Genomic DNA, 17,810 nt, shown 5'->3' with positions numbered 1-17,810 from the left:
AATATCCTGCCAGCGCCAGTGCCAGCCGGAAGGTGGCGTCAGAGCACCAGCCACGCCCCGGATAGCCGCACCACTTAAAGACGTCCACAATTCAACACGTGCAATCATTGCGAGGTGAGGCATACATTGTCTATCATGGGCGTTGGGACCACCCTCCAAAAGTTCGGGCTCTTTCTCGAGGAGTGTAACGAGGGCCTGGGTACGGTACACGACGTCGAGTTCATCGGTCGGATGGACTCGGAATCGGGACCAGCAGCTACGCTGGAGCTATCTGTCCCGACGGCCACCGGCGGGGAGCAGGGTGGGCTCGTCGTGGACGGTGTTTCCCTCGATGCCGACGGCCGACTCGAGGTGACACTCGAGTCGACGGCAGCGGTCGTCCCAGTGGTAGACCACGACGTCGACATCGAACCGACGGCTGCCGATATCGTCGACGACGGGACGGTGACGGCTTCGTTCCGTACTTCGATGGGGGACGGGACGTCCGCGACTGCGAGTAGCGAACCCGCGGAAGATGACTCGCCAGCGTCGACCGCTGACGGTGCCGAAGGCGGAAAGCGCGACGTCCCCCCGTTCAGGGATCCCGAGCTGCTCGGTGAGGTGTACGAGTCCTGTGAGACGTTTGCGGAGATGAGCGACGCAATCGAGATGGACGTCACGGCCGAGACGGTCCGGCGTTACATGATCGATTACGGGATCCACGAGCCAGACCAGTACGACACCGGTGACGCCGCGGCGACCGACGACGCTGTCGACCCAGAGACCGAGGTGACGTCGCCGGCGACGAGCGAAAACGATGCAGAGCTGGTCGTCCTGACCGACGGTCTCGGGCTCCCCGACGACGTCACCGTCGAGAGCCTCGTCGAGGCGGTCGCGACGTCGAACACGATCTACGAGGTAACGCGAGCGATCGACCTGAATCGTGAGGAGACCTGCGACTTGCTCAGGCGGCTCGACTTGCTCGAGTTCGTCGTCGGTCGGATCAGTGAGGCCGAACGCAACGTCGACCGGGACGAAATTCTCACGCGACTCAAAGAGTCCGCTACCGCCAAACCGCGATAACGCGTCCCACCTCGAGGGGGCCGACGCTGGTCGTATGTGGTGTGTCTTATCGTGCCAGTGAGCGAAGGCGTGACACCACGAATCAGTCGTTGCCGAATCGACTGGTCCGAACAATTCGAAATCGAAGAGGTTCGACGTTTTACCTATATGCTGATCCTTTGGTGAGGTTCGATCACCACGTCGTTCGTGCCGAAACTCGAGGCAACGGTGGTAGAGTGCAGCGTTCAACCACGTGCTGGAATCGATCAGATGGTGGTGTCGTCGATGCCTCGTTTCACCACGAGTGTTGCGAGAAACGGCTGGTTGAGAGCGATCGTTCGTGTCGAAAACAGCCGACAGTGCAGGAATCGACAGGTGGCTGGATGACCGCTGTGTACAGCCGGCACTGCTCACCATCGAACCAGATCCCCGTCTCGTCGAGCACGACGCTGGCTAGCTCGGCGCCTCAACAGGAGCAGCGCCGGTCTGTCAACCCACTCGTAGACGGCGTTCCGACCCCGTCTATCACCGAATGTGTAGAATTATCGACTTGTATTTGAAATAGCCAATTCGGCAGAGAAGAGCGAATACCCGGCACTACCAGCTCGCGCGGTCTCCGGCCTCGCTGGACACGCTGGAAGGTAATCAACTGGATCCTCTGTGGCGGCAATTTCGCCGGAGGTACGAAACACTGCCACCACCTCGTCGCTTCGTGCGCTACCTGCACACCGCGTCGACTCCGACACCAGTGCTTAAGAGACTGGAGCACATCATGGTAGGAGAAAGTATACCACACCATGGCACTCATCACCGAGGTCCGGTTCGCTCACGAGGACGGTGCTCTTGCCGGTACACTTGCCGCTGTGCCCGACCTGAGTGCCAGTATCGTCGGCGAACGAAGCACTGCCCCCGAACAGAACGTCTACTTCCTCCGGTTCGTTTCAGCTACCCCCATGGAAGTCCGGTCAGCCCTCGAAGACGACCACACCGTCTCCGAGTTCGCGCCTGTCGAGGTGGTCGACGACGACCGCCTGTGGAAACTCGAGTTCGTGCCCGAGACGAAACTGCTCTCCCCGTACGTCACAGCGGAAGGTGGCTTCGTTCTGGATGCACAAAGTACGGCGACGGCGCAGTTTCAACCTGGATGGCGCGAGCGGTGGTTCTTCCCCGACCAGGACGGGATTCACGAGGTCTGGAAACGCGCTCGAGACGAGGGGTTCGAGTTCGAAGTCCTGGAGCTCTCCCGGCAGTTGCGGTCGGCCGTCGCGGGTGTCGGTACTGATCCCCTCACCGAGCAACAGCGGGTCGCACTCGTGACGGCCTACGAGGAGGGGTACTTCGGTGAGCCACGGGAGACGTCGCTCGAGGAACTGGCCGAGACGCTCGAGATTTCGCCGTCCGCCGTCAACGGTCGCCTCAGACGGGGGCTGAAGGCATTGATCGAGGCAGCACTCGTCCTCGACGACGGCGAAGTGCTGCTCCAGAGGCAAAACGTGGAAGCACAAATCCGACGATGATCTCGACTCGCATCTACGTCGAACATCCCGATCTCGCTCTCACCGAGACCATCCGGTCGCTGTCGGATGCCGAGATCAGCGTCGTTTCCGAGGTAGGAACCGATCCCAACCGTAGCGTCTACTTCTTCCGGATCGAGGCACCTGAGTTCGATACCGTCGACGCGGCACTCGAGGCCGATCACACTGTCGCCGACTTCTCGGTCGTCCTCGAGATGGCCAGCCAGCGAACCTACCGAATCGAGTACAGTGAAGACGCGAAGCTGATCACGCCGACGATTACCGACCGCGGTGGCCTCACGCTCGAGACGACCAGTTACCTCAACGGGTGGATGCTCCAGCTCCAGCTCGAGGGTCACGAGGACCTGTACGAACTCGACGAACGAGCCCGCGAGGACGGGGTTCACCTCGAAGTGCTGGAACTCACGCAAAACGGGACCCTCGACGACCAGCTCGACTTCGGGTTGACCCCGTCCCAGACAGAGACGCTGACCGCGGCGTACCGCCACGGCTACTTTGACGAGCCGCGTGAGAGTTCGGTAGAAGAACTCGCCGAGCTGTTCGACCTCTCTACGACAGCAGTCAGCGGCCGTCTCAGGCGCGGATCCGCCAATCTAATCGAAGAATTTCTGCTCGACGACGACAATGTGGATGGAGGCTAGGAACATATCATTTTTACCATTGTCGATAACGATCATTCATCATTGACTGCGCCCCCGTCCCGAAATTTTTAATCTCCCCCGGTCCCGAGTCGACAATATGAGTCACGATCGACCGAACGACCAACGTGCGTCTACCGGGCGAGACGGCCCGGCGTTTTACCTCCCGGGAACCCCGACGTCGTCGACCAGCGACCTGCTCGAGCGATTGCTGAAAACGCTATTTTCCCGACGCGGACGGGTTCGGGCGGACCGAAAACGGGACCGGACGAACCGGTAGGTCTCCCCCGTAGCAACGATCTCGAACGATTTTCTGTCCCGGGCCCAAACGACACAGGTATGGGATACAGTTACACTGGTGACGGAGTCGGCCGACTGTGTGAGGCGTACGAGTCGGATGCACACCCGTTTCCGACGGGAGGGGTGATGGAGTTCCCGACCGTCGAACGTCGTCGCACGGAGATGAGCCTGCTCAGACGGCTCCTCTTTCCTCGCTGCTGGAACGCACCCGAGTTGCTCGAGCGCGAATCGGCGATCCAGGAACGACTGTCGGAGCTCGGTGGGCTCTACTACCGGGGGATCGAGCCCTACGCCGAGGACGATCCGACCAGTGTCGTCGACGACGTCCTCGATCGACTCCCCGAGCTTCGAGCGGCGCTGAAAAAAGACGTCGAGGCCGCGTACAAGGGCGACCCCGCCGCGACGTCATACCTCGAGGTGATCCGGTCGTATCCGGGCTTTCAGGCGATCATGATCCAGCGGATTGCTCACGTGCTGTACGAGGCAGGCGAACCCGAGTACGCGAGGGAACTCACCGAGTACGCGAAGACGGTGACGGGGATCGACATCCATCCAGGGGCGGAGATCGGGCAGTACTTTTTCATCGATCACGGGACGGGCGTCGTCGTCGGCGAGACCGCGACGATCGGCGACTGGGTCCGGCTCTATCAGGACGTGACCCTCGGCGCACTTCACTTCGAGGAGGAAGAAGACGACGAGCAGATGCTGAAGAAGGGGTACAAACGCCATCCCGACATCGGCGACCACGTCGTGATCGGTGCCGGGACGAAGGTACTGGGGGCGATCACCGTCGGCGACCACGTCAGCATCGGCGCGAACTCTTGGGTGACAGAAGACGTCCCGCCGAACACGAGCGTGTTCGTCGCCGATCACCCCGAACAAAAACGGAAATCCAACGACTGACTCGGTTCGTTACCGGTGTTGGGTCAGCGTCTCCGAACGCCACGACTCGAGGTCCGGAACCTGGTTGAACGCGTAGACGTGCACTCCGCGAATGTTGTAGTGTGGATCGGTCGCGTATGGTGCGAGTCCCTCGACCAGTTCGTCGGGGACGTAGGTTCCACGTGAGCCGACCAGTTCTCGAAGGAACCCGAGGACGCCACTGGTCTTCTGGAGGAACCGGATCGAGTCGCCGACGCCGACCTTCCGCGAGATCTGCAGCAACCGCTGGTACTTCATGACGCCGGGGATGCCGACTTCGACCGGCAGGTCGACGTCACGAGCGCGGATCTCGTCGGTCCAGTCGATGATCGCCTCGGGGTCGTAACACAGCTGAGTCACGATATAGGTGGCGTAGGGCTCTTTCTTCGCCATCGCCTCGGCCAGCACGTCGTCGTCGAGAAAGTCGTGACCCTCCGGATAGCCGGTGATGCCGACGTCCTCGAACTCGTAATCGAGGTCCTCGAGCGTCGACAGCAGGTCGTAGGCCGACGTGAACTCGCCGGCTGGCTCCTCGCGGTCGCCGCCGGGAACGAAGATGTCGGAGACTCCGGCGTCGGTGAGCCGTGCCGCGACGTCTTTCAGGTGATCTACGTCACGGACGTAGCGTGCTGCGACGTGAGGAACGACCTCGAACCCGCGATCGGTGGCGCGTTCGGTCCACTCGATCGTCGACTCGAGTCCGAGCGTCGGCGAGGTCGTGATAGCGACCTCCGCGCCCTCGGGGAGGTGTTCGAGTTGCTCGTCCATGCTCTCGAACGGCATTAGCTCGAAGCGTGGCTCCTCGAGCAGTTCGAGAAGTCCCTCTGCGGTCGGGGTCGTCTCGATTTCGGACGACATTATCGGGCACCTCCGTACGAACGGCCGAGAGCAGGGGCACACATCGAGGATCGAGGCCGATCTCGGTCGGTCATCGGTCTGATTCGAGTTCGTGCTCGATCCCTACGTGTGTATCGGTCCGCCCGTCGACCGGTGCGGCCGCTCCCTGTGTCCCCGAACACGGTTACTCGGCGTCCTCTCTGGCGTTTAACTTGGCCTGCTCGCGGGCGCTCGGGTTGACCGACGGCTTGAACGGCACCTCCGAGACCTTGGCGTAGACGGGTTCGCCCGGCTCTTCGGCGTACTCGTCGGGCAGGTGGACCTCGAACTCCGTTTCGATGTCGCCGTCGTAGACGTCCATCGGGTCGCCGTCGAGTTTCTCGGCTGGCACGAACCCGAGTGCGAGATTCGTCTCGAGTTCGGGGTTGTACCACGGTGAGGTGACGTAACCACACTCCTCGCCGGTGTCGGGGTCGGAGATGAGCCAGAAGTCCGGCGCGTAATCCCGGATCGGCTCACCCGCCAATTTGAGCCCGACCATCTTGTGGACGAACGGGTACTCGCCCTCGTCGATCTGTGCTTTCTGGCGCTCGAGTTCCTCCTTGCCGACGTAGTCGGACGTCTTGTCGTCGGGCACCTGGTAGCCGAGGTTGACCTGGAACGGCGAGGTCTCGTGGTCCATGTCCTGGCCCCACGAGAGGATGCCAGCGGCGATGCGGCGGTGGTGTGCCGGTGCGACCTGCATCCCGCCGTGGTCGCGAACGGACTCGATCGCGGGGTCCCAGACGCGTTCGGCGTTTTTACTCGCCTCGCGGACGTAGATCTCGAACCCTTTCTCGCCGGAGAACCCGGTCTGGCTGACGAGGACGGGGACGCCGTCGATCTCGGCTTCCATCAGCCCGTAGTAGGGGATCTCGTCGACCTCCTCGCCGACGAGGTCGATCATGACGTCGATCGACTTCGGGCCCTGGATCTGGACCGGTGCGACGTCGATCTCGTCGATCTCGACGTCGAAGTTCTTCCCGACGTTGACGCCCTGTAGCCACTGCATCAGCGTCGAGTCCGAGATCGAGAACCAGAACTCGTCTTCGCCCGGTCGCAACAGGACGGGATCGTTGAGGATACCACCATCCTCGTTACAGAGGATGACGTACTTCCCGTGCATCGGTTCGATCTCGGTCGCGTCGCGGGTGATGACGTAGTTCGTCAGCGCCTCGGCGTCGGGGCCTTTGACACGGATCTGGCGTTCGACCGCGACGTCCCACAGCGTGACGTGGTTGACCAGCGCGTCGTACTCCTCCATCATCCCACCCTCCTCGGGTTCGAGCATCCCGCGAGGGTGGTAGATCCGATTGTAGACCGTCGCTCGCCACGCTCCGTTTTCCACGAACGACTTGTGGAAAAACGGTGACTTACGAATGCGGGTCGAAACGAGCATTTCGATACCCGGATCACCGGACTGGCGCAGGTTCCGTGGGAGCGTTCGGTCAGACTGGTCGACGCTCGGATAGTTTGGATGCTCCTCCGTCTGTGGTGGTTCGTTACCAGACATTACCACTCAGATGAACGGGGATCTACATAAAAGTGGGAGTCGGTCGGAAACCGACCTTCGTGGAAACTGCGGGTAGAGACCCTCTAGCCGGGTTCGAGAGCCGTTCTCGCGACAGTACTCGGGGGCGCGACTCGAGAGATGAGCTCGAGCTATACGTGGCAGTTACCAGATATTTTGTGGAATCCGGGCCGGAATTCCTCGGGACAGGCCGGGAGACCGTGGGTTGATAACACTCCACAGACTCATTCTGACGTCACCCGGCAGTGGCGACGACTGCCACGGCGACCGGGCGACGAAATAGTGATAGAGAATGATCCGAAACGACGAACGCAACAGGTGTGTATTGCCGTGACCCACGTCATCGACGGCAACGCGGTAGCCGACCGGATACGAGATGACGTCCAGAACTGTGTGACAGCTCTCGAGGACGAAGGCGTGACACCGGGGCTGGCCACGGTGTTGATGAGCGACGATCCGGCCAGCGAGACCTACGTCTCGATGAAACAGAGAGCCTGTGACGAACTCGGCATCGAGGGGATCCACCGCAAACTCGAGCCCGAGGCGTCCGCTGACGACCTGCTCGAGACCGTCATCGAGCTCGACGGGGATCCAACAGTCCACGGCATCCTCCTCCAGATGCCGGTGCCGGACCACGTCGATGGAACGAACGCCCTCCGACACGTCGACCCGCTCAAGGACGTCGACGGGTTCCATCCCGAGAACGTCGGTCGGCTCGTCGCGGGCGACCCGCGGTACAAACCCTGTACGCCCCACGGCATCCAGAAACTACTGGAGGCTGCAGACGTCGACACCGATGGTTCGGACGTGGTGATCGTCGGACGCTCGGAGATCGTCGGCAAGCCGATAGCGAACCTGCTGATACAGAAAGCGCCCGGCGGGAACGCGACGGTGACGGTCTGTCACTCGCGAACGAATGCGCTCGCCGAGAAGACCCGACAGGCCGATATCGTCGTCGCCGCGGCCGGCGTCCCCGAACTCGTCGACGGCTCGATGATCGGTGCGGGCGCGGTCGTGATCGACGTCGGCGTCAACCGAATTGATGCAGAGACTGAGAAGGGGTACGAACTGGTCGGTGACGTCGAGTTCGACAGCGCACGCGAGAAGGCGAGCGTTATCACGCCCGTTCCCGGTGGCGTCGGCCCGATGACCATCGCGATGTTGCTGTACAATACGGTCGCAGCCGCGAGCATCCAGACGGGCGTTCCGGTCGACCTTCCCTGACAATGTTGCCAATTAATTTAACACAACTGATAAGTTCTGTTTCGACACACACGCGACGGTGGGCGTTCCGGGATCGGCCGGAGGTGACCCTGCGATGACACAGGATCCTCCCGTGACGATCGACGACATCGAGGCTGCACGGGACCGGGTCGAGGAGTGTGGCGTCGTCAAACGGACGCCGTTCGATCGGAGTACGTCGCTCGAGGCAATGACCGGTGCGGACCGCGTCGTGCTCAAGTGCGAGCACCTCCAGTGGACGGGATCGTTCAAGACCCGCGGCGCGTACAACAAGATCGATCGCTGTCTCGAGGCGCGCGACCTCGACCGGGTCGTCGCGGCGAGCGCGGGTAACCACGCCCAGGGTGTCGCCCTCGCGGCGACGACCCTCGGCGTCGAGTCGACGATCGTCATGCCAAAGACGGCTCCACAGACGAAGATCGACGCCACGCGTGGCTACGGTGGGACGGTCGAACTCGTCGGGCACGACTTTCAGGAAGCCACCGAATACGCACGTGACCTGGTCGGTGAACCCGGCGTCGAGTTCGTCCACGCCTTCGACGACCCGGCGATCGTCGCCGGCCAGGGTACCCTGGGTCTCGAGATGTGCGAGGACGTCCCCGAGGTCGACACCGTCGTCGTTCCGATCGGGGGCGGTGGCCTCATTTCGGGAATCGCGACCGCGTTCGCCGATCGGAGCCCGGAGACCCGGGTCGTCGGCGTCCAGGCAGCGGGTGCCGAAACGGTACTGGACAGTCTCGACAAGGGAGCCCCCCAGACGCTCGAGTCGGTCGACACCATCGCCGACGGTATCGCGACCGGCGGCATCTCCGAGCTAACGCTCTCGATCATGGATCATCACGTCGACGAGATCGTGACGGTAACCAACGACGAGATCGCCCGGGCCGTTCTCGTGTTGCTCGAACGGTCGAAACAGCTCGTCGAAGGAGCCGGTGCAGCCGCGGTCGCAGCGATGCGAAGCGACGCACTCGAGGTCGACGGTGAACGCGTCGTGGCGCTTCTGTGTGGTGGCAATCTCGACATGACGATGCTCCGGACGATACTCGTCCACGCACTGGCCCAGCGCAAGCAGATCCTGCGAGTGCGCGTCCGTATCGACGACCGGCCCGGAAAGATGGCGGACATCTCCGGGATCATCGCCGAATACGGTGCCAATATCCAGACCGTCCGCCACGACCGTGCCCTGGAAGAACTCGACGTCGGCGATGCATATCTCATCTTTCAGGTCGAAACGAGTGGGGCGGAACACGCGGCCCAGATCGTCGACGCGATCGAGAGCGGGGGCTACGACGCCACTGTCGTGAACTGAGCGTCCGTGGACCGCCGCCACCGTCGGTCGGTTCGAAATTCTCCCTCTGCGGAGATCCAGATCACCAGACGAACACCCCTCGAAACACAACCTGACGACGAACCGATAGATGAATTCGAGACTACTTTCCCGCGATGTGACGCGGTTCCGACGAACCAGGGGACGACCCGTCGCCGCACTGCTCGGTTCCAGCAACTGATCTCGAGCCAGCAGACGGGCGTGCTTATTTATTCTTCCACAGCAGACAGGAGGTATGCGCCTGTTCGGTGGCTCGACGCCACGCTGTAAGCGGTGTCACTCCGACCTCACGGGGGACGAAGAGGTGTGCCCGCACTGTGGGTTTAGCCCGCGCCAGATGGGACTGCGCGTCTCGATGGCGCTGTTGCTGGTCTTCGTCCTGTCGATGTCAGCGATTGTCCTCACGGGACCGTTCTGGGCTGGACCGGCACTGCTATTGCTCGGACTGGCGGCCGTCTCGTTCGGGCTCGCCGTCGTCACGTTCGTCGTCTCGTTTCTCGTCACCCCCTCCCGGTTTGGCACCGTCTTCGCCCGGTTTTGAGGTGGATCGGTAGTCGAGCCACCAGCGGTTGGCTCGTCGAAAGCGACACACACGCGCTGGTGACGGTCTATTCGGGAATACCAATCAGTACGTTTACCAAAACTATATACGGAATTGCAGGTAATCGGAGTAATGAGGTTGGTAGTGCATGTCACGCGTGGCGTGTTCGCACGGTGAGAGGCAGTAGCCAACGGACCGAGCGATCGATAGTGGGTCGCGGGTCGGGCAGGGTGGACGTCGTCGCGACCGACCGGCGTGACGCAATCGGCGGACGACTTCGACCGGGCAACAGACACGACAACGGAGCAAAACCATGACAGATAAAGACAAGCGCGGAATACAGGAAGAACTGTTTCACGCGGAGACCGATCGAGAACCGGGCGACAACAACTGGCAGGGATTCGGGTTCGACATCAATCCACCCGTATTCCTCATCGCAGGGGGGCTGATCGTCCTGTTTATTATCCTCTCGCTCGCGTTTCCGGATCAGGCGGGTGAGCTCTATCAGGACGTCCGAGTCGGAGTATCGGACTACTTCGACTGGTTGTTCATCCTGGCGGCGAATATCTTCATCATTTTCATGATCTATCTCGCCATCAGCAAGTACGGTGCGATCCGGATCGGTGGCGTCGACGGGGAGAAAGAGTTCAGCGATATCTCCTGGATCGCGATGTTGTTCAGTGCCGGGATGGGAATCGGTCTCATGTTCTTCGGCGTCGCCGAACCGGTCTACCACCTCTTCGACCCGCACCTGGGGGCCGAAGCGGGGACCGAAGGTGCCGGAGAGGTTGCGTTGGCGGTGTCGCTGTTCCACTGGGGCTTTCACCCGTGGGCGATCTACGCGCTGGTCGCGCTCGGGCTCGCGTTCTTCTCGTACAACCGCGGGCTGCCACTGACGTTCCGCTCGGTCTTCTACCCGGTGCTGGGCGACAGAATCTACGGCTGGCCGGGACACGTCATCGACATCTTCACCGTTTTCGCGACGCTGTTCGGCCTCGTGACGTCACTCGGCCTCGGGGCGTTACAGATCAACGCTGGCCTGACGTTCGTCGGCGACGAGGTCGGTGCTTTCCCCGCCGTACCGGACTCGACCTGGGTGGCCGTCGGGATCATCGCGGTCGTCACGGGCCTGGCGATCATCTCGGTTTACCTCGGCCTCGACAAGGGCATCCGACGGCTCAGCAACCTGAACCTCACGCTGATGATGCTGCTTCTGGCGTCGGTGTTCATACTCGGCCCGACGCTGTTCATCCTCGGTGCGCTCCCACAGGGAATCGGCGCCTACGTCGGCAACTTCTTCGAACTCTCGTTCTTCGGAAACACGTTCGACTCCCACTACTTCCAGGGTTCGGAGTTCTACGGGCCCGGTGGTGAAGGGGAAGGCGCGTTCCTCGTCGACTGGACGGTGTTCTACTGGGCCTGGTGGATCTCCTGGTCGCCGTTCGTCGGGATGTTCATCGCCCGTATCTCCAAGGGGCGGACGATCCGGGAGTTCGTCGGCGGCGTGCTCCTGATCCCCGTCCTGTTCTCGTTCGCCTGGTTCGCTGCGATGGGCGCCACCGCCCTGAACTTCGAACTGAACGGGGCGACGGAGGGCGCGATCAGCGGTCCGATGTTCGAGGTCGGCGAAGAACTCGCGATGTTCGCGATGTTCGACCTCATGCCGGGAACAGTGATCCTGTCGGCGATCGCGATCGTCCTCGTCACGACGTTCTTCGTGACCTCCTCTGACTCGGGCTCGCTCGTCCTCGAGCACCTGAGCACCGGCGGAAAACACGAGACGCCGGTGAGCGGTCGGGTCTTCTGGGCGGCCTCCGAGGGACTCGTCGCCGCCGCACTGCTAGTTGCCGGGGGTGACGCGGCCGTCGAGGCACTGCAGGCCGCCGCAATCGCCAGCGGCCTCCCGTTCGCGGTGATCTTGCTGTTCATGATCTACGCCGTGATGCAGGGGCTTCAGCGAGAGTACGAGATCCTCGAGTCCGACGAGTTCAACGAACTGATCGAAGATCTGGAGGGAAGCGACGAGGTCGTCGTCACGACGGAGAGCCGCGAACTCGTGACGGAGGTGCGATCGACAGACGACAGGGTTACCGACGTCGACGTGAGCGACTGACAACTGCACTGTCTCTTTCTGTTCACTGCCTGTTCGGGACGACGTGTTCGGCGGTCGGGGCGCACATCCTCGCTGCCGCCCGCCGGCCGTGGCTGTCACTGGCGGCTCCCATGGTCGAACGAACGAGCGCCAGACAGCCCGAATCAGGCCTCGAGCCTGTTCCGGCCACCTGTCGGCGGCTCACGACGCGATACTACGAGCGAACGACCGTCACGGGTCTTTCACACATCCGCACGACTTTCTCGGCGGTAGAGCCGAGGTACTTCTCGATCGAGCCGCGACCGCGCTCGGCGACGACCACGCTGTCGACGTCGTGGTCGCGAGCGTAGTCGACGATCTCCTCGGCGATCTTTCCGGTCCGCAACACACCGACGCCCTCGAGGCCTCGCGCCTCGGCCTTCTCGACGACCTCGGTGACGACCTCCTCGCCGAACTCCCGGTACTCCGCTAACTCGTCGTCGCTCAACCCGATCGTCAGGATGTACGAGGCCTCCGTCTCGACGACGTAAACCACGTGTACCGTTGCATCGAACACCTCCGCGAGGTCGAGCCCGTGCTCGACCGCCGCGGCCGCCTCGTCACTCCCGTCCGTTGCGATCAGTATGTTCTCTTGCATGACCGTTGCCCTAGCAGACCATTCGAAAGACGGTATCATATATCTTGGGACAGAGTAGCACGCACTGGTGCGGACAGTCGGTATCGATCACCGGGGCGCGCAGACGATCTCGATAGGCGTCCATCAGTCCCCATCAGTCGATGTTGCTCTCTCGGGCGTAGATCGCGAACGCGACGAACGTCAGCAGCGTTCCAGCCAGAAAGTAATTTCCACCGGCGAGGGCCACGAGGCTCGCGCCAGCCAGCGTCACCGCGAGGATCGTGGCGACGGTCGCGACGAGTTCGGACATGTCACACACCACGTCGACGATCCGACTTATAGGTATTGTGCGTGTCTTCAGGTCGACGATTCGTTCCACTCGGCGGCCAGCCCGACGATGCCGAGGACGACCGCGACGGCACCAAGGCCCACGGTCAGCGTCTCGCCCCCAGCTGCCCCGGTCCCGATGAGGGCGAGCCCACCAACGAGCAAGAAGAGTCGAACGAACGTCCGAACGTTCCAGTGCACGATCAGTACCGTCCGGTGTCGGACGAGATAGTCTCCACGATCACAGACGGGTGCCTGACGGAACCACCGTGCAGCCGTCCTCGAGTCGAAAACTGACCGGTCATTCCTCGACGACGACCGTCGCAGTATTCTCGGCCATCCGAATAACGGCCTCCGCGGTGCTCCCGACGTGCCTGTCGATCGCCCCGTGTCCCTGCTTTCCCAGCACGATGATGTCGACGTCGTTCTCCCGGGCATACTCGACGATCTCTTCTGCCGGACGACCAGTCCTCACTATACCCGCGGCCTCGATACCCCGGTCTCCGGCGCGTTCGACGATGTCGGTGACGTTCTCCCTGCCGTACTCTCTGTATTCCTCCAGTTCGTCGTCGGAGAGACCAACGGTCAGGATGTAGGTGGCCTTGGTCTCGACCACGTAGAGTGCGTGTATCTTTGCATCCACCGCGTCGGCGATATCGAGACCGTACTCGATGCACGGGTCGACCTCGTCGCTCCCGTCAGTCGCGATCAAAACGTTGTCGTACATTTGTTCTCGTCCTCGTCTTCGCGATAATATCGACGTGCCAGCATATAGTCCTTGCTCTCGTTACCAAATAACATTCTCCGATGACCCCATCGAACCGGGCCGACCACAGCCCGCACGCCGGTACTATTTTGCCGTCTCGAGTCGAGTATTCAGACTGGTGGCAGACCCCTCAGACTCCCCAGCGCCCGCCCTCGAGCGGTTGTTTTCCCACGGGGAGACGATTCCACTCGTTCAGTGGCACGCGCTCTCTGGCGCCAGGTCCGCGGTCATCCTGTGTGGGCTCGTCGCCGTACTTTCGTTCGTCACCGGCCTGTCGAGTCTCAGCCACCCGACGGCCGCCGACGGCCCGCTCGCGACGGTAATTCCGAGCGGCTCGAGCGTCGTTCCGTTTACCGGCGTCCTGCTGGCGTTCGTCCTCGGTGGACTCGCGTTCGGACTGCAGCGTCGAAAGCGGCTCGCGTGGTATCTCACGTTGCTCGCGCTTCTGCTGGTGTCGCTGTTGCCCCTGACGACGTTCCAGACGTCGGACGTCCCGCTCTTGCTCTCGACCATCGTCGCCTTTCCGCTATTACTCCTCAACCGAGACGCGTTCGACCAGCGGATCGAACTCTCGTCGCTCCAGATCGCCTCACTGTCTTCGATCGTCGGAGTCGTGCTGTACGGCACCATCGGCAGCTACGCCATCCGGGATCAGTTCACTGGCATCGACAGCTGGGGCGATTCGGTCTACTACGTCATCGTAACAATCGCGACAGTCGGATACGGAGACATCACTCCGCTGACGACGGGGGCGAAGTGGTTTTCGCTGTCGATCATCCTCTTCGGAACCGGCGCATTTACCGTAGCCATCGGAGCGTTGATCGTGCCGGCGATAGAGAAACGAATGGCCACCGTCTTCGGAAACATGACACCGTCAGACCTCAGGTTGCTCGAGGACCACGTCCTGGTGCTCGGGCACAGCGACATCACGGAACCACTACTCGGCGAACTCGGCGACGAGGTCGACGTGGTTGTCGTCACGCCCGACGCCGACGCGGCCGACGCGCTGTCCGACCGGGATTTTAACGTCCTTACTGACGATCCGACCCACGAGGAGACGCTCCACGACGCCAGGATCGAGGACGCTGCTGGCGTGGTCGTCGCGACGCGCAACGACGCCAACGACGTACTCGCCGTCATCGCAGCACGGAAGTTGAACCCGGACGTCCGCATCGTCGCCGCGGCGACCGACGACCAGCACGTCGACAAACTCGAGATGGTCGGCGCAGACGAGGTCATCAGTCCGGTCGAGATCGCCGGCCGGCTCCTCGGTCAGTCGATCCTCGAGACGCCGTCCACCCAGTCAGCGCTCGAGACGACGGACGAGGACGGATCGTAAGGACACCTCGGCCACTCGAGCGCTTCGGTTGACCGGCATGGGTGGGTGTCCGCGACCCAGCACCCACGGGACGATCCACCGGCCAGACCACATCCTGTCAGGATTGTTTTAGCTCGTGGACTGTCGAGTGTCGCTCGCCGGGAGTGGGTAGCCGATTCGGTAGAGTGCTCGAGGCCGAACGCGTTACGGTCACGAGCCGTCGATACTGGTCGGCCGTGATTACCCGGGCGAGGGAACTAATTTAGGAGTGGGAACGAACGTTCCGGTATGGGAACTCAGGGCGTCAGTGCCGCCGAACGCTTCCTTCGGAAGCTGCTGGCTCCGCTCTGTATCCTCTCGGGAACCGTCGTCGTGTCTGGCTTTTTCTTCCCCGAAATCGTCGGCGACGCGGTTTCCGGTCGGGCGTGGCTCGGTATTTCGCTCACCTTTTTCGCCTCCGGGTTGACCTATCTCGCGGTGTTGCCGACAGACATCGACGAGACGGCGGGCACGGTCGAGCCGGAATACCTGCTACGTGTCCGCCGGGTCGAACTGACGGATACCGCCAGAGCGTTTCTCGCTCGCCAGGATCCGATCACGTTTGGGATTCCGGTCGCCGCGTTCGTTCTGTTTTTCCTCGGGCAGGTGCTGGCGCCGTCGGAGACGATTTCGACGATCGATGCCGCCCAGATAGCCGTTACCACGTACGGCGGCCTGGTGTTTGCCGGCGTGATGTCGATTGCCGTGCTGTTCTGCCTGTTCTTGCTGCTTGGGCCGTGGGGATCGATCAAGCTCGGTGGCGCGGACGCCGAACCAGCCTACACCTATCCCGTCTACTTCACGATGGTCTTTACAGCCGGTATCGCCGCCGGCATCGTCTTCTGGGGACCCGCAGAGGCACTGTTTCACTACGAGACACCACCGCCGTACTTCGACGTCGATCCGGCGTCGGAGGGTGCTGCCGGGGCGGCGCTCACCTACGCGCTGTTTCACTGGGGGTTTACCGCCTGGAGCGTCTACATCGCCCTCGGCGTCCCGATCGCGTACTACGTCTACCAGCGCGGTGCCCCGTTGCGGGTTTCGGCGATCCTGACACCGTTTCTCGGGGTCGATAACCTCGACTCGGCGTGGTGTCGGGTCGTCGATCTGCTCGCCGTCTTCGCGACGATCGGCGGGATCGCGACCTCCATCGCACTCGTTAGCGAGCAGTTCCTCACCGGAATCGACTTCCAGTGGGACGTGGCGTTCACGACCCCGGGATCGGTCCTGTTCGTCGCCGGCCTGACGATTATTTTCGTCGTCTCGGCCCAGAGCGGCGTCCACCGGGGGATCAGACGAATCGCAGCCGTCAACGTCGTCCTGTTCGGCCTGTTCGCGGCGCTGTTTTTCGCCGTCAGCCCACGAGCCGCCGTCCTCGAGAGCAGCTCGAGCGCGGTCGGTGGCTACGTCGCGAATCTGGTCCCGATGAGTCTCTATCTGGGCGACGGCTGGGTTGCCGACGGCTGGGTTGCCGACTGGACGATCTGGAACTGGGCGTGGTGGCTTTCGTGGGCTCCGTTCGCCGGCCTCTTCCTGGCGGCACTCTCTCGCGGGCGGCGGATCAGGACGGTCGTCCTGACGGGGTTCGTCGCGACGTCGCTGGCGACGATGGTCTGGTTTCTCCTGCTTGGATCGACCGCCGTTCACCTCCAGCAGACCAGCGTCGTGGACGTCCTCGCAGCGATCGGGGCCCACGGCGGCTCCGAAGCCGTCGCCGGTTTCCCGGTGTTCGAGACGGTCGCGATAAGCCACCTCCTCATGTTCGTCTTCATGGCCTTGATCGTCGTCTTCATGACGACCTCGGCCGATACGTCCACGCTCGTCGTGGCCGTGCTGGCGACGAAACGCGAGTTCGCCCCGACGACCGGTGCGATCGTCTTCTGGGGACTCTTCCAGGGGCTCGTCGCCGTCTCGGTGCTCGTCACCGGGAGCGCCGAAATCCTGCAGGCGATGGCCGTCCTGACCGGCGGCCCGTTCGCGGTGCTCGTCTGCCTCGCGCTCGTCGGCCTCGTCGGAACGCTTCTTAGACGCGACCGTGACCGCTTTCCGGTCGTCACCGCTCTTCGAACGACCGTCGGCGGTGACACCGGAGACCCCGGTGACGACGGGGACCGCAGGAACGACGAGCCGTAACCGGTGACGACTGGCCACGACGTGTCGCCGAACAGATGATTCGTTGTTCACTCGCTACCAACAGTACGTATTTCGTCGTCCCCTCGACGCTCCGGCGGGATGAAACGCCTGATTAGCACCGACGACGCACCCGAAGCGGTTGGCGCGTACAGTCAAGCGACGACGGACGATAGTCTCCTGTTTACGGCCGGACAGCTCCCGCTTTCCACCGACGGTGACCTCCTCGTAGACGAGTCCGTCGCCGCCCAGACCCGGCAGTGTATCGAGAACCTCGAGGCGATCCTCGCAGCCGAAGTTCTCGAGCTCTCGGACCTGCTGACGGTGACGATCTACCTCGACGACATCGACGACTTCGATGAGATGTACGAGACCTCCGCCGAGTTCGTCGACGACGAACCGCCCGCCAGAAGCGCTATCGAGGTCGGTGCCGTCCCGAAAGGGGGTACACTCGAGATCGAGACCGTCGCGACCCTCGATTGAGAACGCCGAGGGACGTCACACGGGCCGCTGTGTGTCAGTTTCGCCGCGACCGCGACCCGGCGCGCGCTTGCAAATCGGTACAGCAGT

18 protein-coding genes are annotated in these 17,810 nt (G+C 62.4%); 12 read left to right on the top strand and 6 right to left on the bottom strand.

Annotation, left to right across the window (positions count from 1 at the left end; genetic code table 11):
- Positions 1–135: 135 nt before the first annotated feature.
- The 5 genes from B1756_RS16685 (at position 136) to epsC (ending at position 4,417) form a co-directional block, all read left to right on the top strand.
- Positions 136–1,062, top strand: coding sequence for a DUF8073 domain-containing protein (locus B1756_RS16685; RefSeq protein WP_086889576.1), 927 nt, complete (start codon positions 136–138; stop codon positions 1,060–1,062).
- A gap of 776 nt (positions 1,063–1,838) precedes the next feature.
- Positions 1,839–2,558, top strand: a complete 720-nt coding sequence (locus B1756_RS16680) for a helix-turn-helix domain-containing protein (RefSeq protein ID WP_086889575.1) — start codon at positions 1,839–1,841, stop codon at positions 2,556–2,558.
- Positions 2,555–3,217 carry a helix-turn-helix domain-containing protein gene (locus B1756_RS16675; RefSeq protein WP_086889574.1) on the top strand — a complete coding sequence of 221 codons (663 nt, stop codon included), beginning with the start codon at positions 2,555–2,557 and terminating at the stop codon, positions 3,215–3,217. The genes B1756_RS16680 and B1756_RS16675 overlap by 4 nt, the downstream gene beginning before the upstream one ends.
- 97 nt (positions 3,218–3,314) lie before the next feature.
- On the top strand, positions 3,315–3,494 hold the full coding sequence (locus tag B1756_RS16670; protein ID WP_086889573.1) for a hypothetical protein: 180 nt from the start codon (positions 3,315–3,317) through the stop codon (positions 3,492–3,494).
- A 59-nt stretch (positions 3,495–3,553) separates the two neighbouring features.
- The gene (gene epsC / locus B1756_RS16665; RefSeq protein WP_086889572.1) at positions 3,554–4,417 is read left to right on the top strand and encodes a serine O-acetyltransferase EpsC; all 864 of its coding nucleotides are present in this window, start codon (positions 3,554–3,556) and stop codon (positions 4,415–4,417) included.
- Positions 4,418–4,426: 9 nt separating this feature from the next.
- On the opposite strand, the gene B1756_RS16660 is transcribed toward epsC, so the two are convergent.
- Both B1756_RS16660 and B1756_RS16655 read right to left on the bottom strand, forming a co-directional pair.
- A complete protein-coding gene (locus B1756_RS16660) occupies positions 4,427–5,293 on the bottom strand; it encodes a methylenetetrahydrofolate reductase (protein WP_086889571.1) in 867 nt (288 codons plus the stop codon).
- Between the two features lie 163 nt (positions 5,294–5,456).
- On the bottom strand, positions 5,457–6,824 hold the full coding sequence (locus tag B1756_RS16655; protein ID WP_086889570.1) for an aminomethyltransferase family protein: 1,368 nt from the start codon (positions 6,822–6,824) through the stop codon (positions 5,457–5,459).
- A gap of 348 nt (positions 6,825–7,172) precedes the next feature.
- Here B1756_RS16655 and B1756_RS16650 point away from each other — a divergent pair, with 348 nt between their 5' ends.
- The 4 genes from B1756_RS16650 to B1756_RS16635 all read left to right on the top strand — a co-directional run bounded on the left by B1756_RS16650 (position 7,173) and on the right by B1756_RS16635 (position 12,065).
- Entirely contained in the window at positions 7,173–8,066 is an 894-nt protein-coding gene (locus tag B1756_RS16650) for a tetrahydrofolate dehydrogenase/cyclohydrolase catalytic domain-containing protein (protein ID WP_086889569.1), read from the top strand.
- A 94-nt stretch (positions 8,067–8,160) separates the two neighbouring features.
- Positions 8,161–9,393 carry a threonine ammonia-lyase gene (ilvA, locus tag B1756_RS16645; protein WP_086889568.1) on the top strand — a complete coding sequence of 411 codons (1,233 nt, stop codon included), beginning with the start codon at positions 8,161–8,163 and terminating at the stop codon, positions 9,391–9,393.
- Between the two features lie 253 nt (positions 9,394–9,646).
- The gene (locus B1756_RS16640; RefSeq protein WP_086889567.1) at positions 9,647–9,952 is read left to right on the top strand and encodes a hypothetical protein; all 306 of its coding nucleotides are present in this window, start codon (positions 9,647–9,649) and stop codon (positions 9,950–9,952) included.
- Between the two features lie 313 nt (positions 9,953–10,265).
- Positions 10,266–12,065, top strand: a complete 1,800-nt coding sequence (locus tag B1756_RS16635; protein WP_086889566.1) for a BCCT family transporter — start codon at positions 10,266–10,268, stop codon at positions 12,063–12,065.
- A 193-nt stretch (positions 12,066–12,258) separates the two neighbouring features.
- Here B1756_RS16635 and B1756_RS16630 read toward each other — a convergent pair whose 3' ends face one another.
- From B1756_RS16630 to B1756_RS16625, 4 genes are all read right to left on the bottom strand, one after another.
- Complete coding sequence (locus B1756_RS16630) at positions 12,259–12,681, bottom strand: universal stress protein (RefSeq protein ID WP_086889565.1); 423 nt, start codon at positions 12,679–12,681, stop codon at positions 12,259–12,261.
- 133 nt (positions 12,682–12,814) lie between these two features.
- Positions 12,815–12,970 carry a hypothetical protein gene (locus B1756_RS19715; protein ID WP_186336474.1) on the bottom strand — a complete coding sequence of 52 codons (156 nt, stop codon included), beginning with the start codon at positions 12,968–12,970 and terminating at the stop codon, positions 12,815–12,817.
- A gap of 47 nt (positions 12,971–13,017) precedes the next feature.
- Positions 13,018–13,188 carry a hypothetical protein gene (locus tag B1756_RS19460; protein ID WP_161493198.1) on the bottom strand — a complete coding sequence of 57 codons (171 nt, stop codon included), beginning with the start codon at positions 13,186–13,188 and terminating at the stop codon, positions 13,018–13,020.
- A gap of 100 nt (positions 13,189–13,288) precedes the next feature.
- A complete protein-coding gene (locus tag B1756_RS16625) occupies positions 13,289–13,714 on the bottom strand; it encodes a universal stress protein (RefSeq protein WP_086890234.1) in 426 nt (141 codons plus the stop codon).
- Positions 13,715–13,868: 154 nt separating this feature from the next.
- On the opposite strand from B1756_RS16625, the gene B1756_RS16620 reads away from it, so the two are divergent.
- The 3 genes from B1756_RS16620 to B1756_RS16610 all read left to right on the top strand — a co-directional run bounded on the left by B1756_RS16620 (position 13,869) and on the right by B1756_RS16610 (position 17,723).
- Positions 13,869–15,092, top strand: coding sequence for an NAD-binding protein (locus B1756_RS16620; RefSeq protein ID WP_394340704.1), 1,224 nt, complete (start codon positions 13,869–13,871; stop codon positions 15,090–15,092).
- A 267-nt stretch (positions 15,093–15,359) separates the two neighbouring features.
- Positions 15,360–17,243 (top strand): BCCT family transporter, encoded by a 1,884-nt coding sequence (locus B1756_RS16615; protein ID WP_086889563.1) that lies wholly within the window; start codon positions 15,360–15,362, stop codon positions 17,241–17,243.
- Positions 17,244–17,342: 99 nt separating this feature from the next.
- On the top strand, positions 17,343–17,723 hold the full coding sequence (locus tag B1756_RS16610) for a Rid family detoxifying hydrolase (RefSeq protein WP_086889562.1): 381 nt from the start codon (positions 17,343–17,345) through the stop codon (positions 17,721–17,723).
- Positions 17,724–17,810: the final 87 nt, after the last annotated feature.

The sequence above is a fragment of the Natrarchaeobaculum aegyptiacum genome (assembly GCF_002156705.1).
In the GTDB taxonomy this organism is placed as follows: domain Archaea; phylum Halobacteriota; class Halobacteria; order Halobacteriales; family Natrialbaceae; genus Natrarchaeobaculum; species Natrarchaeobaculum aegyptiacum.
This window is presented reverse-complemented; position numbering and strand designations above follow the sequence as displayed.